Genomic DNA, 14,348 nt, shown 5'->3' with positions numbered 1-14,348 from the left:
AACGCGATGAGCCGGGAATTCACTTTCGACGAACGCGGAACCATGGCGCGCGGTGCATCACTGGTGATGCTCAACAACAGCCACGGCGGCACCGATCAACCTATATCTGGCGGTCTCGGTGCAGTTCTGCAGCGCAGCTCGCGGGTTATGGCGCGGGATTTGGATGAGCAGTTGTTGGGTGCTGACGACGGTGCGTTGACGTCTCTGGCTAAGTTGCACGGTAAGAGTTTGCTGGAACTTCAGGACCGCCAGAGACTGATAGACGAGGTCATTCAGCGCCAGTTTTTGGAGGGGATGTGATCATGACGGGTGACGTATTTCAACATCGGTTGCGCGCCCTGTTGGCTTCGCATCAGAAGAAATCGACCGAGCTTTATCATCAGCACACCAAAGCGATTGAAACTTTGTGCGGTGAGGCGTCGGCATCTGGTTTGGACGAGCATCTGATGGAGCAAATCGCCGAGGTCGAAGTAACGCGAAACGAACAGGGTACTGCTGAATTCGTGAGAGCGAACCAATGACCACTGCCCGCGCCCTACAGAAGAAAATCCACATGGTCTGCCGGGATCTGGGTCTGGATGCCGACGCGCGTCATGACATCCAGATGGCGGCCTGTGGCAAGGCGTCGATGAGCGACATGAACTCGGCCGAGCTGCAGTTGGTTGTTGACCACCTTGTAGATCGGGGCTGGAAAGGTGGCTTTAAACCCGGTTCAAATGGCCGCTACAAAGCCGCACCACGCGCGGATCTGCGCCTGGTCCACGTCCTCTGGCGAAAACTGGGCGAAGCCGACAAACTTCGCGACCCGAGCCGGGCCGGACTTAACGCCTTTGTCCGGTCACGGTTTGAAGGCACATGGAAGTCGGTCCCGATCGATATCGACGCTTTGCGCGATGTTGGGCAGATCAGCCAGTTGATCAACGCACTCAAAGACTGGTGCCGCCGTGAAGGTGTGGCACTGGAAAAATGAACCTGCCCTTCAAGCCATATCTGCCAGGCGTTCTGGCCCTGATCGCTGAGGAAATCAGCGAAGAGGTTGCCGTGCGCCTGGCGGAAGAACGTGGCGGGCGGGAAATCTACATACCACAAAGCGCCAAGCCCGGATCAGAGTTGGTGCGGATCTTCGGCGCAGATGATGCCGCCGAGCTGATCAAACTTCTAGGTCATGGCAAACTTGTCGTGCCCTGCGGCAATGTTGGCGGTGAAGCCGGTCGCCGCGAGCGGATCATTGCCCTTTGGCGAGAAGGTCTGTCTCATTCCAAGATCGCCGCAGAGGTTGACGTACATGTCAGAACTGTGGAACGTACCGTTGCGCGCCTTCGGAATACCAACGAGCCGACGCTCCCTTTTTAAACCAATAGCCGAGTAACCCCGACAGTTGTCCGGGCGCTAAAGCTACGCGCGTTTGCATAGCTTCGTGAGGAATTACGGAGCATACAAATGGGCAGCAAATCCAACTTTGATCGGGCATTTACCCTGATCATCGGTGAAGAAGGTGGTTACGTGAATGACAAACGTGACCCTGGCGGTGAAACCAAATTCGGGATCGCCAAAAAATATCATCCCGACGTGGATATCAAATCCCTGACAATAGCTCAGGCAAAAGCCATTTATCACGAGGACTATTGGGAACCCTACAGTTTGGATTTGCTGAGCTGGCCGGTTGCATATGTTCTGTTCGATGCCCTGGTTAACATGGGTGCGCGTACCGCCATTCCGCTGATGCAAGAAGCATTGGGCGAATTACCAGATGGGGTTGTCGGCCCTCGAACACGCCGAGCCATGAAAACTCAGGGGCGCTCTCGTGATCTCGTCGTGCGGTTTCAGGCAGAACGCGCCCTTTATTACGCCAGTCGTGGACACTTTGACCGTTTCGGGCGTGGTTGGCTGCGACGGGTAATCCGGGGTGCGCTTGACGCCTTCGAGGAGGTCCAGGCATGAAACGCGGCAAGCTCATCGAGGTTATTCAAACTGTCGCCCCCACCCTCGCAACAGCGCTGGGTGGGCCGCTGGCCGGAGTTGCGACCAAAGCCATTGCAGGCAAGCTTCTTGGTAAAGACGATGCAAGTTTCGAAGAAGTCGAAGCCGCCGTTGCCGCCGCGTCTGGTGCTGATTTGGTCAAGCTGAAGGCGCTGGAAATCGAGTTTAAACAGCATTTGAAAGACGCCGATATCCAGCTTGAACGCATCGCGGCGGATGACCGCAACAGCGCACGGCAACGGCAGGTTCAGATCAAGGATTGGACCCCGACCATTCTGGGGCTGGCGATCATTGTTGGGTTCTTCGGAGTGCTGGCTTACGTCTTCCGCTTTGGCCTGCCAGAGAATGGCGGCGAAGTGTTGCTAATCATGCTGGGTTCACTGGGTGCCATGACCACTCAGGTCGGCAATTACTTCTTCGGATCGTCAACCGGGTCCAAATCCAAGGACGCGATGATCGCGGAGCTGAAGGGTGCCGCGAAGTGACAATCGATTTTGACACCGCGCTGAAAATTATCACCTTCCTCCTATCCGTCGGGGCGATGATCTACAGCTTTATTGCGAACCGGAAGAAAGACACCGACACCCGGTTCAAGGAAGGGTCTAAGCGCATGGATGCGCAGGACTTGGAAATTGCGGCTTTGAAGCACACGGTCGCGACCCTGCCCGGCAAAGACGACATCCACAATCTGCAAGTCGAACTGGTGCGCGTCACCGGAACGCTGGGCGAAATGCGCGCGATGATGGACGGCAACGCTAAAATCATGGCTCGACTGGAAAACGTCGTCGGCCGACACGAAGACCACCTTATTGATGGAGCAAAGAAATAGATGGGCGACTACGTTAGCACCCTCTCCAAACACCGCCGCCTGACAATCCTGAAGTTCCTGAAGGATAGCCCGGAGTATACGTCCAACGCCTCGATCCTAGTCGAGGTGTGCAATGGGTTCGGCGTGACATCGACCCGTGATCAGGTGGCCGGTGACGTTGCCTGGATGAAGGAAAACGGCATGGTCACCTATGAGGACCGCAGCGACTTCATTGTGGTCACTGCAACCGCGCGCGGCGTTGAGATCGCAGAAGGCAAGGCGCGACATGACGGCGTTCAGCGCCCACGGCCGGGGGCGTAACATGCCCCCACGCCGCAAGATTGACCTGCTACCCGCTGAGTTGCGCCGTTGGCTTCAAGAGGAGCTGAAGGAACGCGGCTTTTCCGGTTACGAGGATCTGACCGAAGCGTTGAACTTCAGGCTTGAAGAGGAAGGGCTTGAGCTGCGCGTCGGCAAGTCGGCCGTGCATGCCTATGGGCAGGAGTTCCAGGACTACGCCACGATGCAAGAGCAGGCGCAGGACGAGATCCGCACGTTCCTTGAAGAAGCCAGTTTAAAGGATGAGGTGGACGTGACCTCGGCCCTGTTCCAGCAGCTCACTACGATCCAATGGCGGCTGCAGATGATGATGGCCGATCCCGACAACTTGCCCGATCCGCGCGGCGTCAAGGATCTGACCACGGCGCTGAACAACCTGATCCGATCGACCACGCTACGTGACGGCATACTGAAGGCCGAACAGGCCAAACAAGCAGAGCGACTGGATCAGGCCGTTGCGGCCGGAGACATCGAAGCAGAAGCTGCCCGTCGGGCGCGCGAAATCATGGGATTTGGATGATGGCTGATATGGCGATCGGCACCGTGGTGCTGGTGGGTGATTACAACTGGCGCAAGGGTCCGTTTAAGCCCTCGTTAATGGCGTTCTTTTTCGGCAAACGTCAGCGGTTCGTGCATCTTGGCATGCAGTGCACAGTTGCGTGGTGGAAAGACAAGCCGTACCTAATCGGCATGCGAAAGGCTAAAAAGTGAGCCTTGTTGCCCGCATAGCAAAGAAGATCGCTCGGCGGTTCCGCCGCAAAGGTGTGTTACGCAAACAGATCAACCTCCCCGGTCGCAATCGCAAGCCAATTACCGCCAAAGAACTGTGGCAGCGTGTGTATCGCTTCACAGAAAGAAAACCGGCGCGGGCTGGAACAAAACGTCGTCAGGCGCGTGAGCGACGACAGCGCATGAAACGGTTGTTTCAATGACCGAACAAGTCATCAATTTCCTGCCATACCAGAAAGCGTGGATCAACGACGATGCGCGCTTCAAGATTGGTATGATGACCCGCCGTGGCGGCAAGACCTTTGCCACAGGTGGCGAAGCTGTTGACGATTGCATCAAAGCTGAGATTGACCGGCGAAAGACCCGCTGGACAATCCTAAGCCGGTCGGAGGGAACGGCCAAAGAGGCGATCGACGAAGCCGTCCGCCCGATGACCCAAGCCTATTACGAGGTCTATTCGACACTCGCCAAACGCGGTCGGCCGGAGTTCACCGAAGAGGACTTTGTTGTCCCAGCCCATACTAAGCAATTGATCCAAATGGGTCAGGTGTATGAGGTCCATGTCGAAGAGGCCACATACAAGGCACAAGAGGTTCGCTTTCCGGGTGGATCACGGATAACGGCAATCTCTGCCTCACCCGACGCAGCTCGGGGTTTCGGCGGCAACCTGATCCTGGACGAATTTGCCTTTCACAACGACAGCCGCAGGATCTGGGCGTCTGCCTTTCCCGTCGCGGCGCGCGGCAATCACAAGATTCGCATCATCTCGACGGGCAACGGAAAAGGGAACAAGTTTTACGAGATCATGACCACGGCCGACAATGGCTGGTCAAAGCATCATGTGGACATTTACGAGGCCGTTAAACAGGGCCTCGAAGTCGATCCAGAAGAGCTGCGCAAGGCGCTGAACGACGAAGACGCCTGGTCGCAGGAATTCTTGCTGAAATGGTTGGAAGCCGCCAGCGCGTGGCTGACCTATGAGCTGATCTCGTCCTGCGAGGATCTCCGCGCCGGTCATCCCGCCGCTTATACTGGCGGCCCCTGCTTTGTCGGCGTCGACATCGCCGCCCGAAACGACCTGTTCGTGATCTGGGTGCTTGAGCTGGTCAATGGCCAGTTGATCACGCGCGAGATCATCGAAGAGCGGAAGATCAAGTTTTCCCGTCAGGATGCCCTGCTGGCTGATGTGTTCCGCCGATACCGGGTCGTGCGTTGTGCCATGGACCAGACGGGCATGGGGGAAAAGCCGGTCGAGGATGCAAAGGCAGCTCATGGCGAAAGCCGGGTAGAAGGCATCCTGTTCGGCGTGGCCTCAAAGCTCGAGCTGGCGATCGCGCTGAAGGAAAGCATGGAAGAGCGCGGGACACTGATCCCGGAAGGCAACCCGTTGCTGCGCGCGGATCTGCATGCCGTCAAATCCGTGACAGGTGCAACAGGCATTCGCCGCCTGGTCACCGAGGGGGACACGGACGGTCACGCCGACCGCTTCTGGGCGGCCGCGTTGGCGGTGTCGGCCTCACAAACCGAATACCAGGCATTTGAATATCGCTCGGTGCCTCCGGGTGGCGGGATTGACGCTGAAAGGGCAATCAAACTGACGGCCGGGTTTCGGGCCAAAGAAGGACTGTTTTAATGGCAAAGCTGCTGGACCAATTCGGGCGTCCTGTCCGAACACAAACCCTCGTCAAGCGCGTGGCCGAACCGGGCATCACTGGCATTCGGCAGGCATGGGCACCAACAGTCGCCTCGGGTCTGACGCCCGTTCGTCTGGCGGGCATTCTGGCGTCGGCCTCCGAGGGCAATCTTCACGACTATCTCGTTCTGGCTGAAGAGATGGAAGAACGGGACATGCACTATCAATCGGTGCTGGGCATCCGCAAACGCGCGGTGTCCGGTGTCGCCCCGATCGTCAAACCCGCCTCTGACAGTGCGCTAGACAAGAAGATCGCAGAAGACGTGCGGGAAAACATTGCCGAGCATGACGGGTTTGCAGATTTGATTGAGGATCTTCTGGACGCGCTCGGTAAAGGCTTCAGTCAGGTCGAAATTGACTGGAGACGGGGCAAGCGGAGCTGGTCGATACAAGAGTTCATCCACCGCGACCCCCGGTTCTTCATGTTCGATCGAGAAACCGGCCGAGAGGTGCGCCTGGTTGATGAGGACGATATGGTCGACGGTGTTCCGTTGGCTCCGTTCAAGTGGATCGGTCACAAGGCAAAGATGAAATCCGGCCTGCCTGTTCGCGGGGGCCTCGCGCGCCTGGTCGCATTCGGCTTTTGCTGCAAGGGCTACACGATCAAGGACTGGATGGCCTTTGTGGAAACCTATGGCTTGCCGCTACGCCTTGGCCGCTACGGTCCCAGTGCCACGCCTGAAGATGTTCAAATCCTGTTTAACGCGGTTGCCAATATCGGAACTGATGCCGCCGCCGTGTTGCCGGAAAGCATGAAGATCGACTTCGAGCAAATCGCTGCCGGTCCCGGTTATGACATCTTTGAAAACTTTGCGCGTTGGACAGACGAACAGATATCGAAGGCGGTGCTGGGTCAAACAATGACCTCAGACAACGGATCATCCGAGTCACAGGCCAATGTCCACAACGAAGTGCGTCATGACATCGCCCAGGCAGACGCACGATCTGTAACCGGCACCCTAAACCGGGATCTGGTGAAACCCTACGTGGACCTCAACTACGGCGTTCAGGCCAAGTACCCGAAGCTGGAGATCATTGTCGAAGAGGCTGAAGACCTCGACATGATCATGCAGAACGTTGACCGAATGGCGCAGCGCGGCGTGAAGTTCAAACAAACCGAGATCCGGCAACGTCTCGGATTTTCTGAGCCGGATGATGATGACGACGTGATCGGCGGGCCTGAAAAGAAGGATGACGGCGGCACGGCCGTGGCCCGCAACCGCGCGACCGAATCTGATCCTTATGACGACATTGCAGACATCGAGGATGGGTTGAATGCCGACTGGGAAGATGTACTGGCCAATGCGCTCAACCCGGCGCTGGATCTTCTGCAGACGGCCAGCAGCTATGAAGAGGCCATTCAGCTTGTCAAAGAGGCGTTCCCTGGAATGGGTAGCGAAAAGCTGATTGATGCCCTGGTTAAAGCAGCTGTTAAATCCCGAGCTGAAGGCGACCAGGTCAATGGGTAAAGTAATGTGCTGGCTGGGATTTCACCTATGGGTCGAGACCACCAGTATATTTGGTGATTTGCAGGTCGATCATTACACCTGTCACCGTTGCAACAAACCTGCGAACCCAGAGGCACTGAAAGAAGCCCTTAAACAAAGGTTTGAAAATGCCGATGGATGAGTTCACCGACAAGCCCGGCTATGCCTTCAACCCCGGCCCGCCGCCCGAGGTGTCCAGCTACTTCCGTAACAAGTCGCTGCGCCCCAGCTTCAGTTGGCAGGATGTAGAGCCCGAGGAACACGCGGTTGCCTTTACCGTTGCCAAGGCCATGAACATGGATGTCCTGGAAGCGATACAGGGCGCGATCCAACAGGCGACCGATGAGGGCATCCCCTACGAGCAGTTTGCCAAAGAACTGAAGCCGCGCTTGCGCAAGCTGGGTTGGTGGGGCGTGAAAGACCAGGTTGATCCCCTGACGAAAGAGGTGCGGCCAGTTAGACTGGGAAGCCCGCGCCGCCTGAAGACGATCTATCGCGCCAATATCCGATCGGCTCGCGCAGCCGGGCAATGGGACCGCATTCAGCGTTCCAAGCGCGCCCTGCCCTATTTGCTCTACCTGTTGGGGCCGAGTGAGCGCCACCGGCCGCACCACCAGGCAAAGGCCGGTCTGGTCCTGCCGGTTGATGATCCGTTCTGGCAGACCTGGTATCCGCCTAACGGCTGGAACTGCAAATGCCATGTGCGCCAGATCACCAAACGCGAGGCCGAAGACCATGGGATCTCGGAACGTCCGGAGATCCCGATGCGTGAGGTGATGAACACGCGCACCGGCGAGGTCAAACGCATCCCTTCCGGCATCGATCCCGGCTGGGAAGGCAACCCCGGCCAATTCCGACAGCGCCAGATGGAACGGTTTCTGGCCGACGCGCTTGACGGCACCGACCCCGACATCGCCCGCGTTGCTGCCCGCGACATGGCGTCCAGTTGGCGGCTGCGTCGTATCCACGAAGGTACAGCTACCGGATCGGTGCCGGTTGCCATGCTGCCGCAGGAACTTGCGGATCTGATTGGTGCGCGAACACGGGTCGTGCAGTTTTCGGACTACACCGCTGCCAAGGGTCGCCTGAAGCATGGCGAAGCCACAGCCGAGGAATACGTGCGTGTTGCTGACATGCTCGAGCGTGGCTCGGTTGCGCATGAAGTGTCACCCAACGGGACAGAGAGCCTGATTGTTGAAAGTGGTCAGGACAAACGCTGGCGATTGGTGCTGAAGCGCACGATGGCAGGAGATGAGATATTCCTCAGCACATTCCATCGAACGACACTTGCGAAATGGCGGAAACTCCTTAGAAGTCGCAGCGTCGAACAAATAAGAGAATAAAGCACGTGGAGGGGCGGAAATTCCCTCTCGGCTCAAGACCGGCTTCCCTAGGCTCACGTGCACGAGCAGGATAACGAAATGATTGCTAAAATTCAACCGATACTAGATGCGGTTTCCCGTGCTGCAAGCTCATTGGCTTCTGAACTTGATAAGCTTCAAAAGATCATCAGGCATCCTAATAAGAAGGATGTAGTCAAAGTTTTGCTGGGCGCTGTGAAAATTTGGCTCGGCGCTTTTGCAATGTTTTCACTGGGGACTTTGGCCGTACTGCCGTGGGACATTTGGAGCCTTGTAGACGAAACAACACTTTTGTTTCTTGCTGGAAATATGACAGCACTAATCGCAATTAGCTATGCTGCCTTCCATGTGTCCGCTTTTATGTTGTCGCCGCTGGTCGCATTGGTCCAACGACTTTCCGGTGCCATACGGTTTTCGCGTAAATTCCCTGACGGAGGAAACTCGGAAGTTAAAAAGAGATATCTGCGCAAGCTCACTTGGAAGCTGATGAGTTTGGGGCTCAGTGACAAACGTGTGGTTGCGATACAGATAGTATTCGGAGCGCTTTTCTTGATGTACTCGGTGCTGGGCCCAGCTGGGCTCTTTTTTACCAAAGAGCAGATCGAGCTGCCTACGTTCAAAAACTTCGTTTACGTAGTAGCTGTTGTAGTCCTCCCCATACCGATTTTCCTAGCCTACAGAACTCGAGCTAGTTTCAGGCCCAATAGTACAATGTTCGCTTCTCGCTGGAACGAACTGTCCAAAACAATGCTGATCATGGTTTTTGTGATTGGAGCTTCAAGACAGATAGCACTTATGGCATCTGATCCACTGGTGCTTTCTGATCCCTCCGGTTCGTGCAACCTGGTACCCATTTTCCCTGTATTTACCGGTGAGCTGTTTTACGAGCAAAAGTCGGGCGATTTTGTAATTTTGCACGATTCAGGAAACAAACTTTTTCTACGCTATGGCGCGCTGTCTGAGCCTACTTCGTGCTGATCTGAAAGTTTGAAGGCTGACTGCTCTGCTCTCTTCGACGTTAAACACCATTTAAAGGGGTCAGCACGGCCCTTGCGGTAATTCGCGGCGCGGGATAGCGTTCAGTCAGTTTCGTTGCTGTGCGGGCCGCTGAGCGGCAAAGGCCAAATCCCCTAAATCGCCAAAATACTGACCCCGACAGTTGTCAGGGCACCAACCCGTCAGCAGGCAGGGCAAATTGCCCCCATGAAGCTGACCAACTCCATCCAAACCATCGCCCTGGCACTTAACGCTGAAGGTGAAGCTGTTCCTGCCTGGATACAGCTCACCCCGTCCGGTTCGAACATCGAAGGCCGCGACGGGCGCAAGTGGTCTGTCTCCGATCCTGAAGCGGTTGTTACCGCCTTCAATACTAACGGGGCCGATCTGCCAGTGGACTTCGAACACGCCACCCAACTGAAGGGCGCGAAAGGTGAAGCCGCGCTTGCCGTCGGGTGGATCAAAGCGCTCGAGGTTCGCGACGGAGCGATCTGGGGTCAGGTGGATTGGGGCGAGGAAGGCCGCAACGCGATCGCCTCGAAAGGATACCGCTATGTAAGCCCAGTCTTCAAATTCAAGAAGGCCACAAGCGAGATCACAAGAATGGTCTCGGCCGGTCTGACCAATCAACCCAACCTGCAACTTGCCGCCCTGAATTCGGAAGAAGACGGCGGCGCTGAAGAGGAGCCTGCAATGAACAAGGCGATCCTTGAGGCCCTTGGCCTGCCCGGAGCGGCATCCGATCTGGATGTTCTTCAGGCGATCAACACGCTCAAGACCAATGAGCAGACGGCGCTAAACCGAGCCGAAACGCCCGACCCCGAAAAGTTCGTGCCGCGCGCAGACTACGATCTGGCGATGAACAAGGTGAAGGGCTTCGAAGAGTCCGAAACCGAACGGCAAGAAGAGGCGATTAACACCGCCGTCGACGCTGCGATCGAGGCGGGCAAGATCGCTCCGGCCAGCCGCGACTATCACGTCGCCGCCTGCCAGGAAGAAGGTGGCCTGGAACGCTTCACAGCGATGGTCGAGGCCAGCCCTGTCATTGCCGACAAGTCCGAACTGGATGGCAAAGACCCGACGGCAAAAAACAAAACCGCCCTGTCGGATGAGGAAGTGGCAGCTTGCCGCGCCCTCGGCATGTCCCAAGAGGATTTCGCCGCCGCCAAGGCCGAAGAGGCGAAGGAGTAAACCGCCATGATCGTCACAGCAGCATCGGTTGCCGCCCTTCAAGTGGGCTTTAAAAAGAACTTTCAGGACGCTTTTACGGCAACGCGTCCCGAGGCGGATTTCACCAAGGTGGCAACCGTCATCAATTCAATGTCGAAATCGGAGACTTACGGCTGGCTGGGTAAATTCCCAAAAATGCGGGAATGGGTCGGTGCCCGTGTCCTTAAAGACATGGAAGCCCACGGTTACACGATCACCAACAAGGATTTCGAAGCCACGGTGAGCGTCGACCGCAACGACATCGAGGATGACAACCTCGGGATCTACACGCCCCTGTTTCAGGAAATGGGTCAGAGCGCCGGTCAACAGCCTGACGATCTCACCTTTGGACTGCTGGCAAGTGGTACGACAGAGGTCTGCTATGACGGCCAGTATTTCTTCGACACTGACCACCCTTCCTTTGACAAGGACGGCAATGCAATCACGGTTTCGAACGTGGATGCATCAGGTTTGGTCACCGATCCGTGGTGGTATCTGCTGGACACGACCCGGCCACTGAAGCCGCTGATCTATCAGGAACGCAAAAAACCTGAGTTCATCGCCAAAACAAACCCGAACACGTCGGACGACGTCTTCAACAACAAACGGTTCGTGTACGGCGTGGACTGCCGATGCAATGTCGGCTTCGGCCTGTGGCAGATGGCCTATGCCTCGAACGCGGCACTGAACGGTGACAATCTGGATGCCGCCATCGAAGCGATGCGTAGCTTGCTGGACAGCAACGGCCGTCCGCTTGGCATCAAGCCGAACCTGCTGGTTGTTGGTCCGAAACTCCGTTCGGCTGCGAACAAGACCGTCAAGGTCATGTTGGGCGACGGCGGCGCGTCGAACTCCAACTACAACGCGGTCGAGGTCCTGGACAGCGACTGGGCCGCCTAAGCCTTATCGCGGGGTAGAGCAGCGGTAGCTCGCCAGCCTCATAAGCTGGAGGTCGCGGGTTCAAGTCCCGCCCCCGCAACCAGGCACACCAAACCGAAACACGAAACGACAAAGGAGAGGCCCCATGTCAGGCCGTATGTTCATCGTTGCCGCAACTGTTGCCCAAGGTTTCTGGCGTTGCGGTCGTCACTGGACCAAGGAAGGCGTCCTGGTCGATGCCGCCGAATTCACCGAAGAGCAGTGGAAACGCATAACCAGCGAGGCGAAGCTGCGCGTGAAGGAAGCCAGCGATGAAGACACCGCGCAGGCAGATGCCCGGACTGACCGGATTGCCGAGGCGATCAAGTCGCTAACACCAGACGATTTCCAGCAAAATGGAAAACCGAAAGTGGATGCGCTGAACGCACTGCTCGCGGACGAGCTGGAAACCAAGATCACGGCACCCGAACGCGACACGATTTGGGGCCTACTGATCGACGAAGGCTTCGAGACCCCCAAGGCCGACGAGTAACGAATACCACCCGCGCCCGCCGACTGGCGCGAACAATTACCGGGCTGCAGCGGCGGGGCGGCCTGGACGAATTCTGATCCGATGCGACGCAAGTCGATCCCCCAGGTCTTCTCCGCATCGGTAACAGCCCGATCAGCAGTTTGGCAGCACTGTTGATCGGGCACCTTAAAGAGAGACCCGCCCAATGGCCTACGCCACGCAAGACGACATCGTCACGCTTTACTCTCAGGACGCGCTTTATGTCGCCGACCGGGACAACGACGGCGTACCAGATGCCGACGCGATCACGCGGGCATTGGAGCTAGCCACAAGCGAAATCGATAGCCACGTTGGTGCACGTCACGCCTTGCCACTTCCCGAGGTGCCGCCACTTCTCGTTCAGTTCTGTGTGGACATTGCCGTCTACCGCCTGGCACTCGGCCGAGACGTCCTGACGGAAGAAATTCGCACCCGCTATACAGATACGATCAGCAGCCTAAAGGGCATCGCCAAAGGCACCGCCTCGCTTAACCTGCCTGGTCCTGTTGACCCCGCAACCGGAGAGAACACCGCCGCGCCAAGACCACGCCCGATCGTTTCAGGTGGACCCGCGCGAGAGTTCACTCGTGAAAAGCTGCAGGGACTGTGATCGATGGCGGGCGTTACCACCACACTGACTACGACCGGGCTAGAAGAGTCGATCGGCAAAATCGCCGCGTTGGGCGGCTTTCATCTGGCCGAGCTGACCGGCGACGCGGCCGCGATCCTCGAAAGCTCGACCCGTGGTCGTTTCGAAACCAAGGAAGCGCCTGATGGAACCCCGTGGGTGCCTTGGTCGGACGAGTATGACGCGACCCGCAATCACGGTGTTCATTCGCTGTTGGTCGAAGAAGGTGATCTGAACGACAGCATTTCAAGTTTTTCTACCGGCACCGAGATCCACGTAGGCTCCAATCTTGTTTACGCGGCCCATCACCAGATCGGCGGTGAAGAAATCGGCAGCGGTGTCCCTGCCCGCCCATATCTGGGCGTTTCGGACGAAGACGAGCTGGATCTGCGTGATCTGGTCATTGGTCGGGTTGAGGAGTTGCTGAAATGAGCGCTACCCTGCTATCCGATTTACCGCAGACCGTCTGCGACACGCTGGAACCACTGATGCCCGCGCTGAAGACGTGCAAGCCGCACGCGGGCAAATTCTCGCTGGACGAGCTGAAGAAATCCGGACTGCCATCGCCCAGCCTTTTGGTCTCGGTTCTGGGGGCCAAACAAGACACATCCTTTGCGGGCGGTGCAAAGTCCTTCCTTCTGCAGATGTCAGCCTTTGTTGTGACCAAGGACGGGCTGGGAACACCCCGCGACATCGCTGCCGCCAATATCTGTCAGGTAATCCTTTCCACGGTACCGGACAAGAACTGGGGATTGGACGGGATCGGGCAAGCCCGCGACGTGAATATGCACACGCTGGTTTCGGCAAAGACCAGGGATCACGGTGCCTCGCTTTGGGCTGTCACATGGAACCAACCGATCAGTTTCTTTGAACCTGCGCAGTCGCCGCTGGGCGTTGATCTGTACGTTGCCCAGGGCGACGGCAACCATGAACAAGTGGGGGGCTGATCGATGTCATCGTTTGAAGCCGCAGAAGCCGATCGCCGCATTGCCAACCTGATCCGCGTTGGCCGGGTTGTTTCGGTCGATGCTGGCACCGCCACCGCCGTTGTCAGTTTCGGGGATCTGAAATCGCCGGCACTTCCAGTCGGTCAAATGCGTGCGGGCGGCATCCAGTTTTGGTGGATGCCCAGCTCGGGTGAACAGGTTCTGGTCGCATGCCAGGGCGGCGACATCGCTCAGGGCGTCATCGTCGCCTCGATCTACGCAGGCAACGCGCCCAGTTCGGACGGTGCGGTGCCGATGATCAATCTGGCTGGCGGTAAAATGATCATCGACGGAACGCTGGAAGTGACCGGCGATGTGAAAGTCACTGGGAACGTGGAAACCGCAAGTGATGTGATCGCCCAAGGCAACGTGACCGGGGGTACCGTCAGCCTGCAAGACCACACCCACCACTCCGTTGCCTCTGGCCCGGACAACACAGGAAAGCCGAACCAATGAGCGAGAAACAAAGCTACACCGTGAAAGCTGATGGCTGGGTCGCGGGCAAGTACCGCAAGGAAGGCGAGCCGGTCGAGATGACGGCAATCCAAGCGAAGTACGAAGCGAACCTCATGTTGGCCTCTGAAGCCGAACCCGACGTTCAACTGGTCGGTTCGCTGGATGACCCAACCGTTAAATCCTCCGGGCTGGCCGCCAAAGCCAAATCCGAGAAATCCAAGCGGAGCAGCGCCAGCAAATGAGCGGC

General features: G+C 57.3%; 22 protein-coding genes and 1 tRNA gene. All 23 read left to right on the top strand.

From position 1 onward, the window contains the following. The first annotated feature begins 6 nt into the window (after positions 1-6). The 23 genes from ACR0D7_RS06455 to ACR0D7_RS06345 all read left to right on the top strand — a co-directional run bounded on the left by ACR0D7_RS06455 (position 7) and on the right by ACR0D7_RS06345 (position 14,343). Positions 7-300 (top strand): hypothetical protein, encoded by a 294-nt coding sequence (locus tag ACR0D7_RS06455; protein WP_480678248.1) that lies wholly within the window; start codon positions 7-9, stop codon positions 298-300. A gap of 2 nt (positions 301-302) precedes the next feature. Then, positions 303-521: a hypothetical protein gene (locus ACR0D7_RS06450; RefSeq protein ID WP_480678247.1), complete on the top strand. Its 219-nt coding sequence runs from the start codon at positions 303-305 to the stop codon at positions 519-521. After that, positions 518-970 (top strand): gp16 family protein, encoded by a 453-nt coding sequence (locus ACR0D7_RS06445; RefSeq protein WP_480678246.1) that lies wholly within the window; start codon positions 518-520, stop codon positions 968-970. The genes ACR0D7_RS06450 and ACR0D7_RS06445 overlap by 4 nt, the downstream gene beginning before the upstream one ends. After that, complete coding sequence (locus ACR0D7_RS06440) at positions 967-1,353, top strand: helix-turn-helix domain-containing protein (RefSeq protein WP_480678245.1); 387 nt, start codon at positions 967-969, stop codon at positions 1,351-1,353. The genes ACR0D7_RS06445 and ACR0D7_RS06440 overlap by 4 nt, the downstream gene beginning before the upstream one ends. A gap of 87 nt (positions 1,354-1,440) precedes the next feature. After that, on the top strand, positions 1,441-1,941 hold the full coding sequence (locus ACR0D7_RS06435; protein ID WP_480678244.1) for a glycoside hydrolase family 108 protein: 501 nt from the start codon (positions 1,441-1,443) through the stop codon (positions 1,939-1,941). Then, the gene (locus ACR0D7_RS06430) at positions 1,938-2,465 is read left to right on the top strand and encodes a hypothetical protein (RefSeq protein ID WP_480678243.1); all 528 of its coding nucleotides are present in this window, start codon (positions 1,938-1,940) and stop codon (positions 2,463-2,465) included. The genes ACR0D7_RS06435 and ACR0D7_RS06430 overlap by 4 nt, the downstream gene beginning before the upstream one ends. Continuing rightward, positions 2,462-2,809, top strand: a complete 348-nt coding sequence (locus ACR0D7_RS06425) for a DUF2730 family protein (protein ID WP_480678242.1) — start codon at positions 2,462-2,464, stop codon at positions 2,807-2,809. Before ACR0D7_RS06430 ends, ACR0D7_RS06425 begins: the two co-directional genes overlap by 4 nt. Further along, positions 2,810-3,109, top strand: coding sequence for a VpaChn25_0724 family phage protein (locus ACR0D7_RS06420; RefSeq protein WP_480678241.1), 300 nt, complete (start codon positions 2,810-2,812; stop codon positions 3,107-3,109). It abuts the gene before it with no gap. 1 nt (position 3,110) lies between these two features. Beyond that, the gene (locus tag ACR0D7_RS06415) at positions 3,111-3,647 is read left to right on the top strand and encodes a phage protein Gp27 family protein (RefSeq protein ID WP_480678240.1); all 537 of its coding nucleotides are present in this window, start codon (positions 3,111-3,113) and stop codon (positions 3,645-3,647) included. Continuing rightward, positions 3,647-3,838: a hypothetical protein gene (locus tag ACR0D7_RS06410; RefSeq protein WP_480678239.1), complete on the top strand. Its 192-nt coding sequence runs from the start codon at positions 3,647-3,649 to the stop codon at positions 3,836-3,838. The genes ACR0D7_RS06415 and ACR0D7_RS06410 overlap by 1 nt, the downstream gene beginning before the upstream one ends. Before the next feature lie 217 nt (positions 3,839-4,055). Beyond that, positions 4,056-5,489 carry a terminase large subunit domain-containing protein gene (locus ACR0D7_RS06405; RefSeq protein ID WP_480678238.1) on the top strand — a complete coding sequence of 478 codons (1,434 nt, stop codon included), beginning with the start codon at positions 4,056-4,058 and terminating at the stop codon, positions 5,487-5,489. Next, the gene (locus ACR0D7_RS06400) at positions 5,489-7,018 is read left to right on the top strand and encodes a DUF935 domain-containing protein (RefSeq protein ID WP_480678237.1); all 1,530 of its coding nucleotides are present in this window, start codon (positions 5,489-5,491) and stop codon (positions 7,016-7,018) included. Before ACR0D7_RS06405 ends, ACR0D7_RS06400 begins: the two co-directional genes overlap by 1 nt. A gap of 152 nt (positions 7,019-7,170) precedes the next feature. Then, positions 7,171-8,379, top strand: coding sequence for a phage head morphogenesis protein (locus tag ACR0D7_RS06395; RefSeq protein ID WP_480678236.1), 1,209 nt, complete (start codon positions 7,171-7,173; stop codon positions 8,377-8,379). A 78-nt stretch (positions 8,380-8,457) separates the two neighbouring features. Further along, complete coding sequence (locus tag ACR0D7_RS06390; protein ID WP_480678235.1) at positions 8,458-9,375, top strand: hypothetical protein; 918 nt, start codon at positions 8,458-8,460, stop codon at positions 9,373-9,375. Between the two features lie 225 nt (positions 9,376-9,600). After that, complete coding sequence (locus ACR0D7_RS06385; RefSeq protein WP_480678234.1) at positions 9,601-10,584, top strand: phage protease; 984 nt, start codon at positions 9,601-9,603, stop codon at positions 10,582-10,584. Between the two features lie 6 nt (positions 10,585-10,590). Next, positions 10,591-11,502, top strand: coding sequence for a Mu-like prophage major head subunit gpT family protein (locus ACR0D7_RS06380; protein WP_480678233.1), 912 nt, complete (start codon positions 10,591-10,593; stop codon positions 11,500-11,502). A gap of 7 nt (positions 11,503-11,509) precedes the next feature. Beyond that, positions 11,510-11,584, top strand: a tRNA-Met gene (locus tag ACR0D7_RS06375). A gap of 42 nt (positions 11,585-11,626) precedes the next feature. Then, positions 11,627-12,013 (top strand): hypothetical protein, encoded by a 387-nt coding sequence (locus ACR0D7_RS06370; protein WP_480678232.1) that lies wholly within the window; start codon positions 11,627-11,629, stop codon positions 12,011-12,013. Positions 12,014-12,197: 184 nt separating this feature from the next. After that, positions 12,198-12,641: a gp436 family protein gene (locus ACR0D7_RS06365; protein ID WP_480678231.1), complete on the top strand. Its 444-nt coding sequence runs from the start codon at positions 12,198-12,200 to the stop codon at positions 12,639-12,641. A gap of 3 nt (positions 12,642-12,644) precedes the next feature. Next, positions 12,645-13,091: a phage virion morphogenesis protein gene (locus tag ACR0D7_RS06360; RefSeq protein WP_480678230.1), complete on the top strand. Its 447-nt coding sequence runs from the start codon at positions 12,645-12,647 to the stop codon at positions 13,089-13,091. Continuing rightward, on the top strand, positions 13,088-13,606 hold the full coding sequence (locus tag ACR0D7_RS06355) for a hypothetical protein (RefSeq protein ID WP_480678229.1): 519 nt from the start codon (positions 13,088-13,090) through the stop codon (positions 13,604-13,606). Before ACR0D7_RS06360 ends, ACR0D7_RS06355 begins: the two co-directional genes overlap by 4 nt. Positions 13,607-13,609: 3 nt before the next feature. After that, a complete protein-coding gene (locus ACR0D7_RS06350) occupies positions 13,610-14,101 on the top strand; it encodes a phage baseplate assembly protein V (protein WP_480678228.1) in 492 nt (163 codons plus the stop codon). Further along, on the top strand, positions 14,098-14,343 hold the full coding sequence (locus ACR0D7_RS06345) for a hypothetical protein (RefSeq protein ID WP_480678227.1): 246 nt from the start codon (positions 14,098-14,100) through the stop codon (positions 14,341-14,343). The genes ACR0D7_RS06350 and ACR0D7_RS06345 overlap by 4 nt, the downstream gene beginning before the upstream one ends. Positions 14,344-14,348 lie beyond the last annotated feature (5 nt).

It is taken from the genome of Ruegeria sp. BB7 (genome assembly GCF_056539365.1).
Note: the sequence above shows the minus strand (reverse complement) of the source record. Positions and strands in the feature narration are given on the sequence as shown.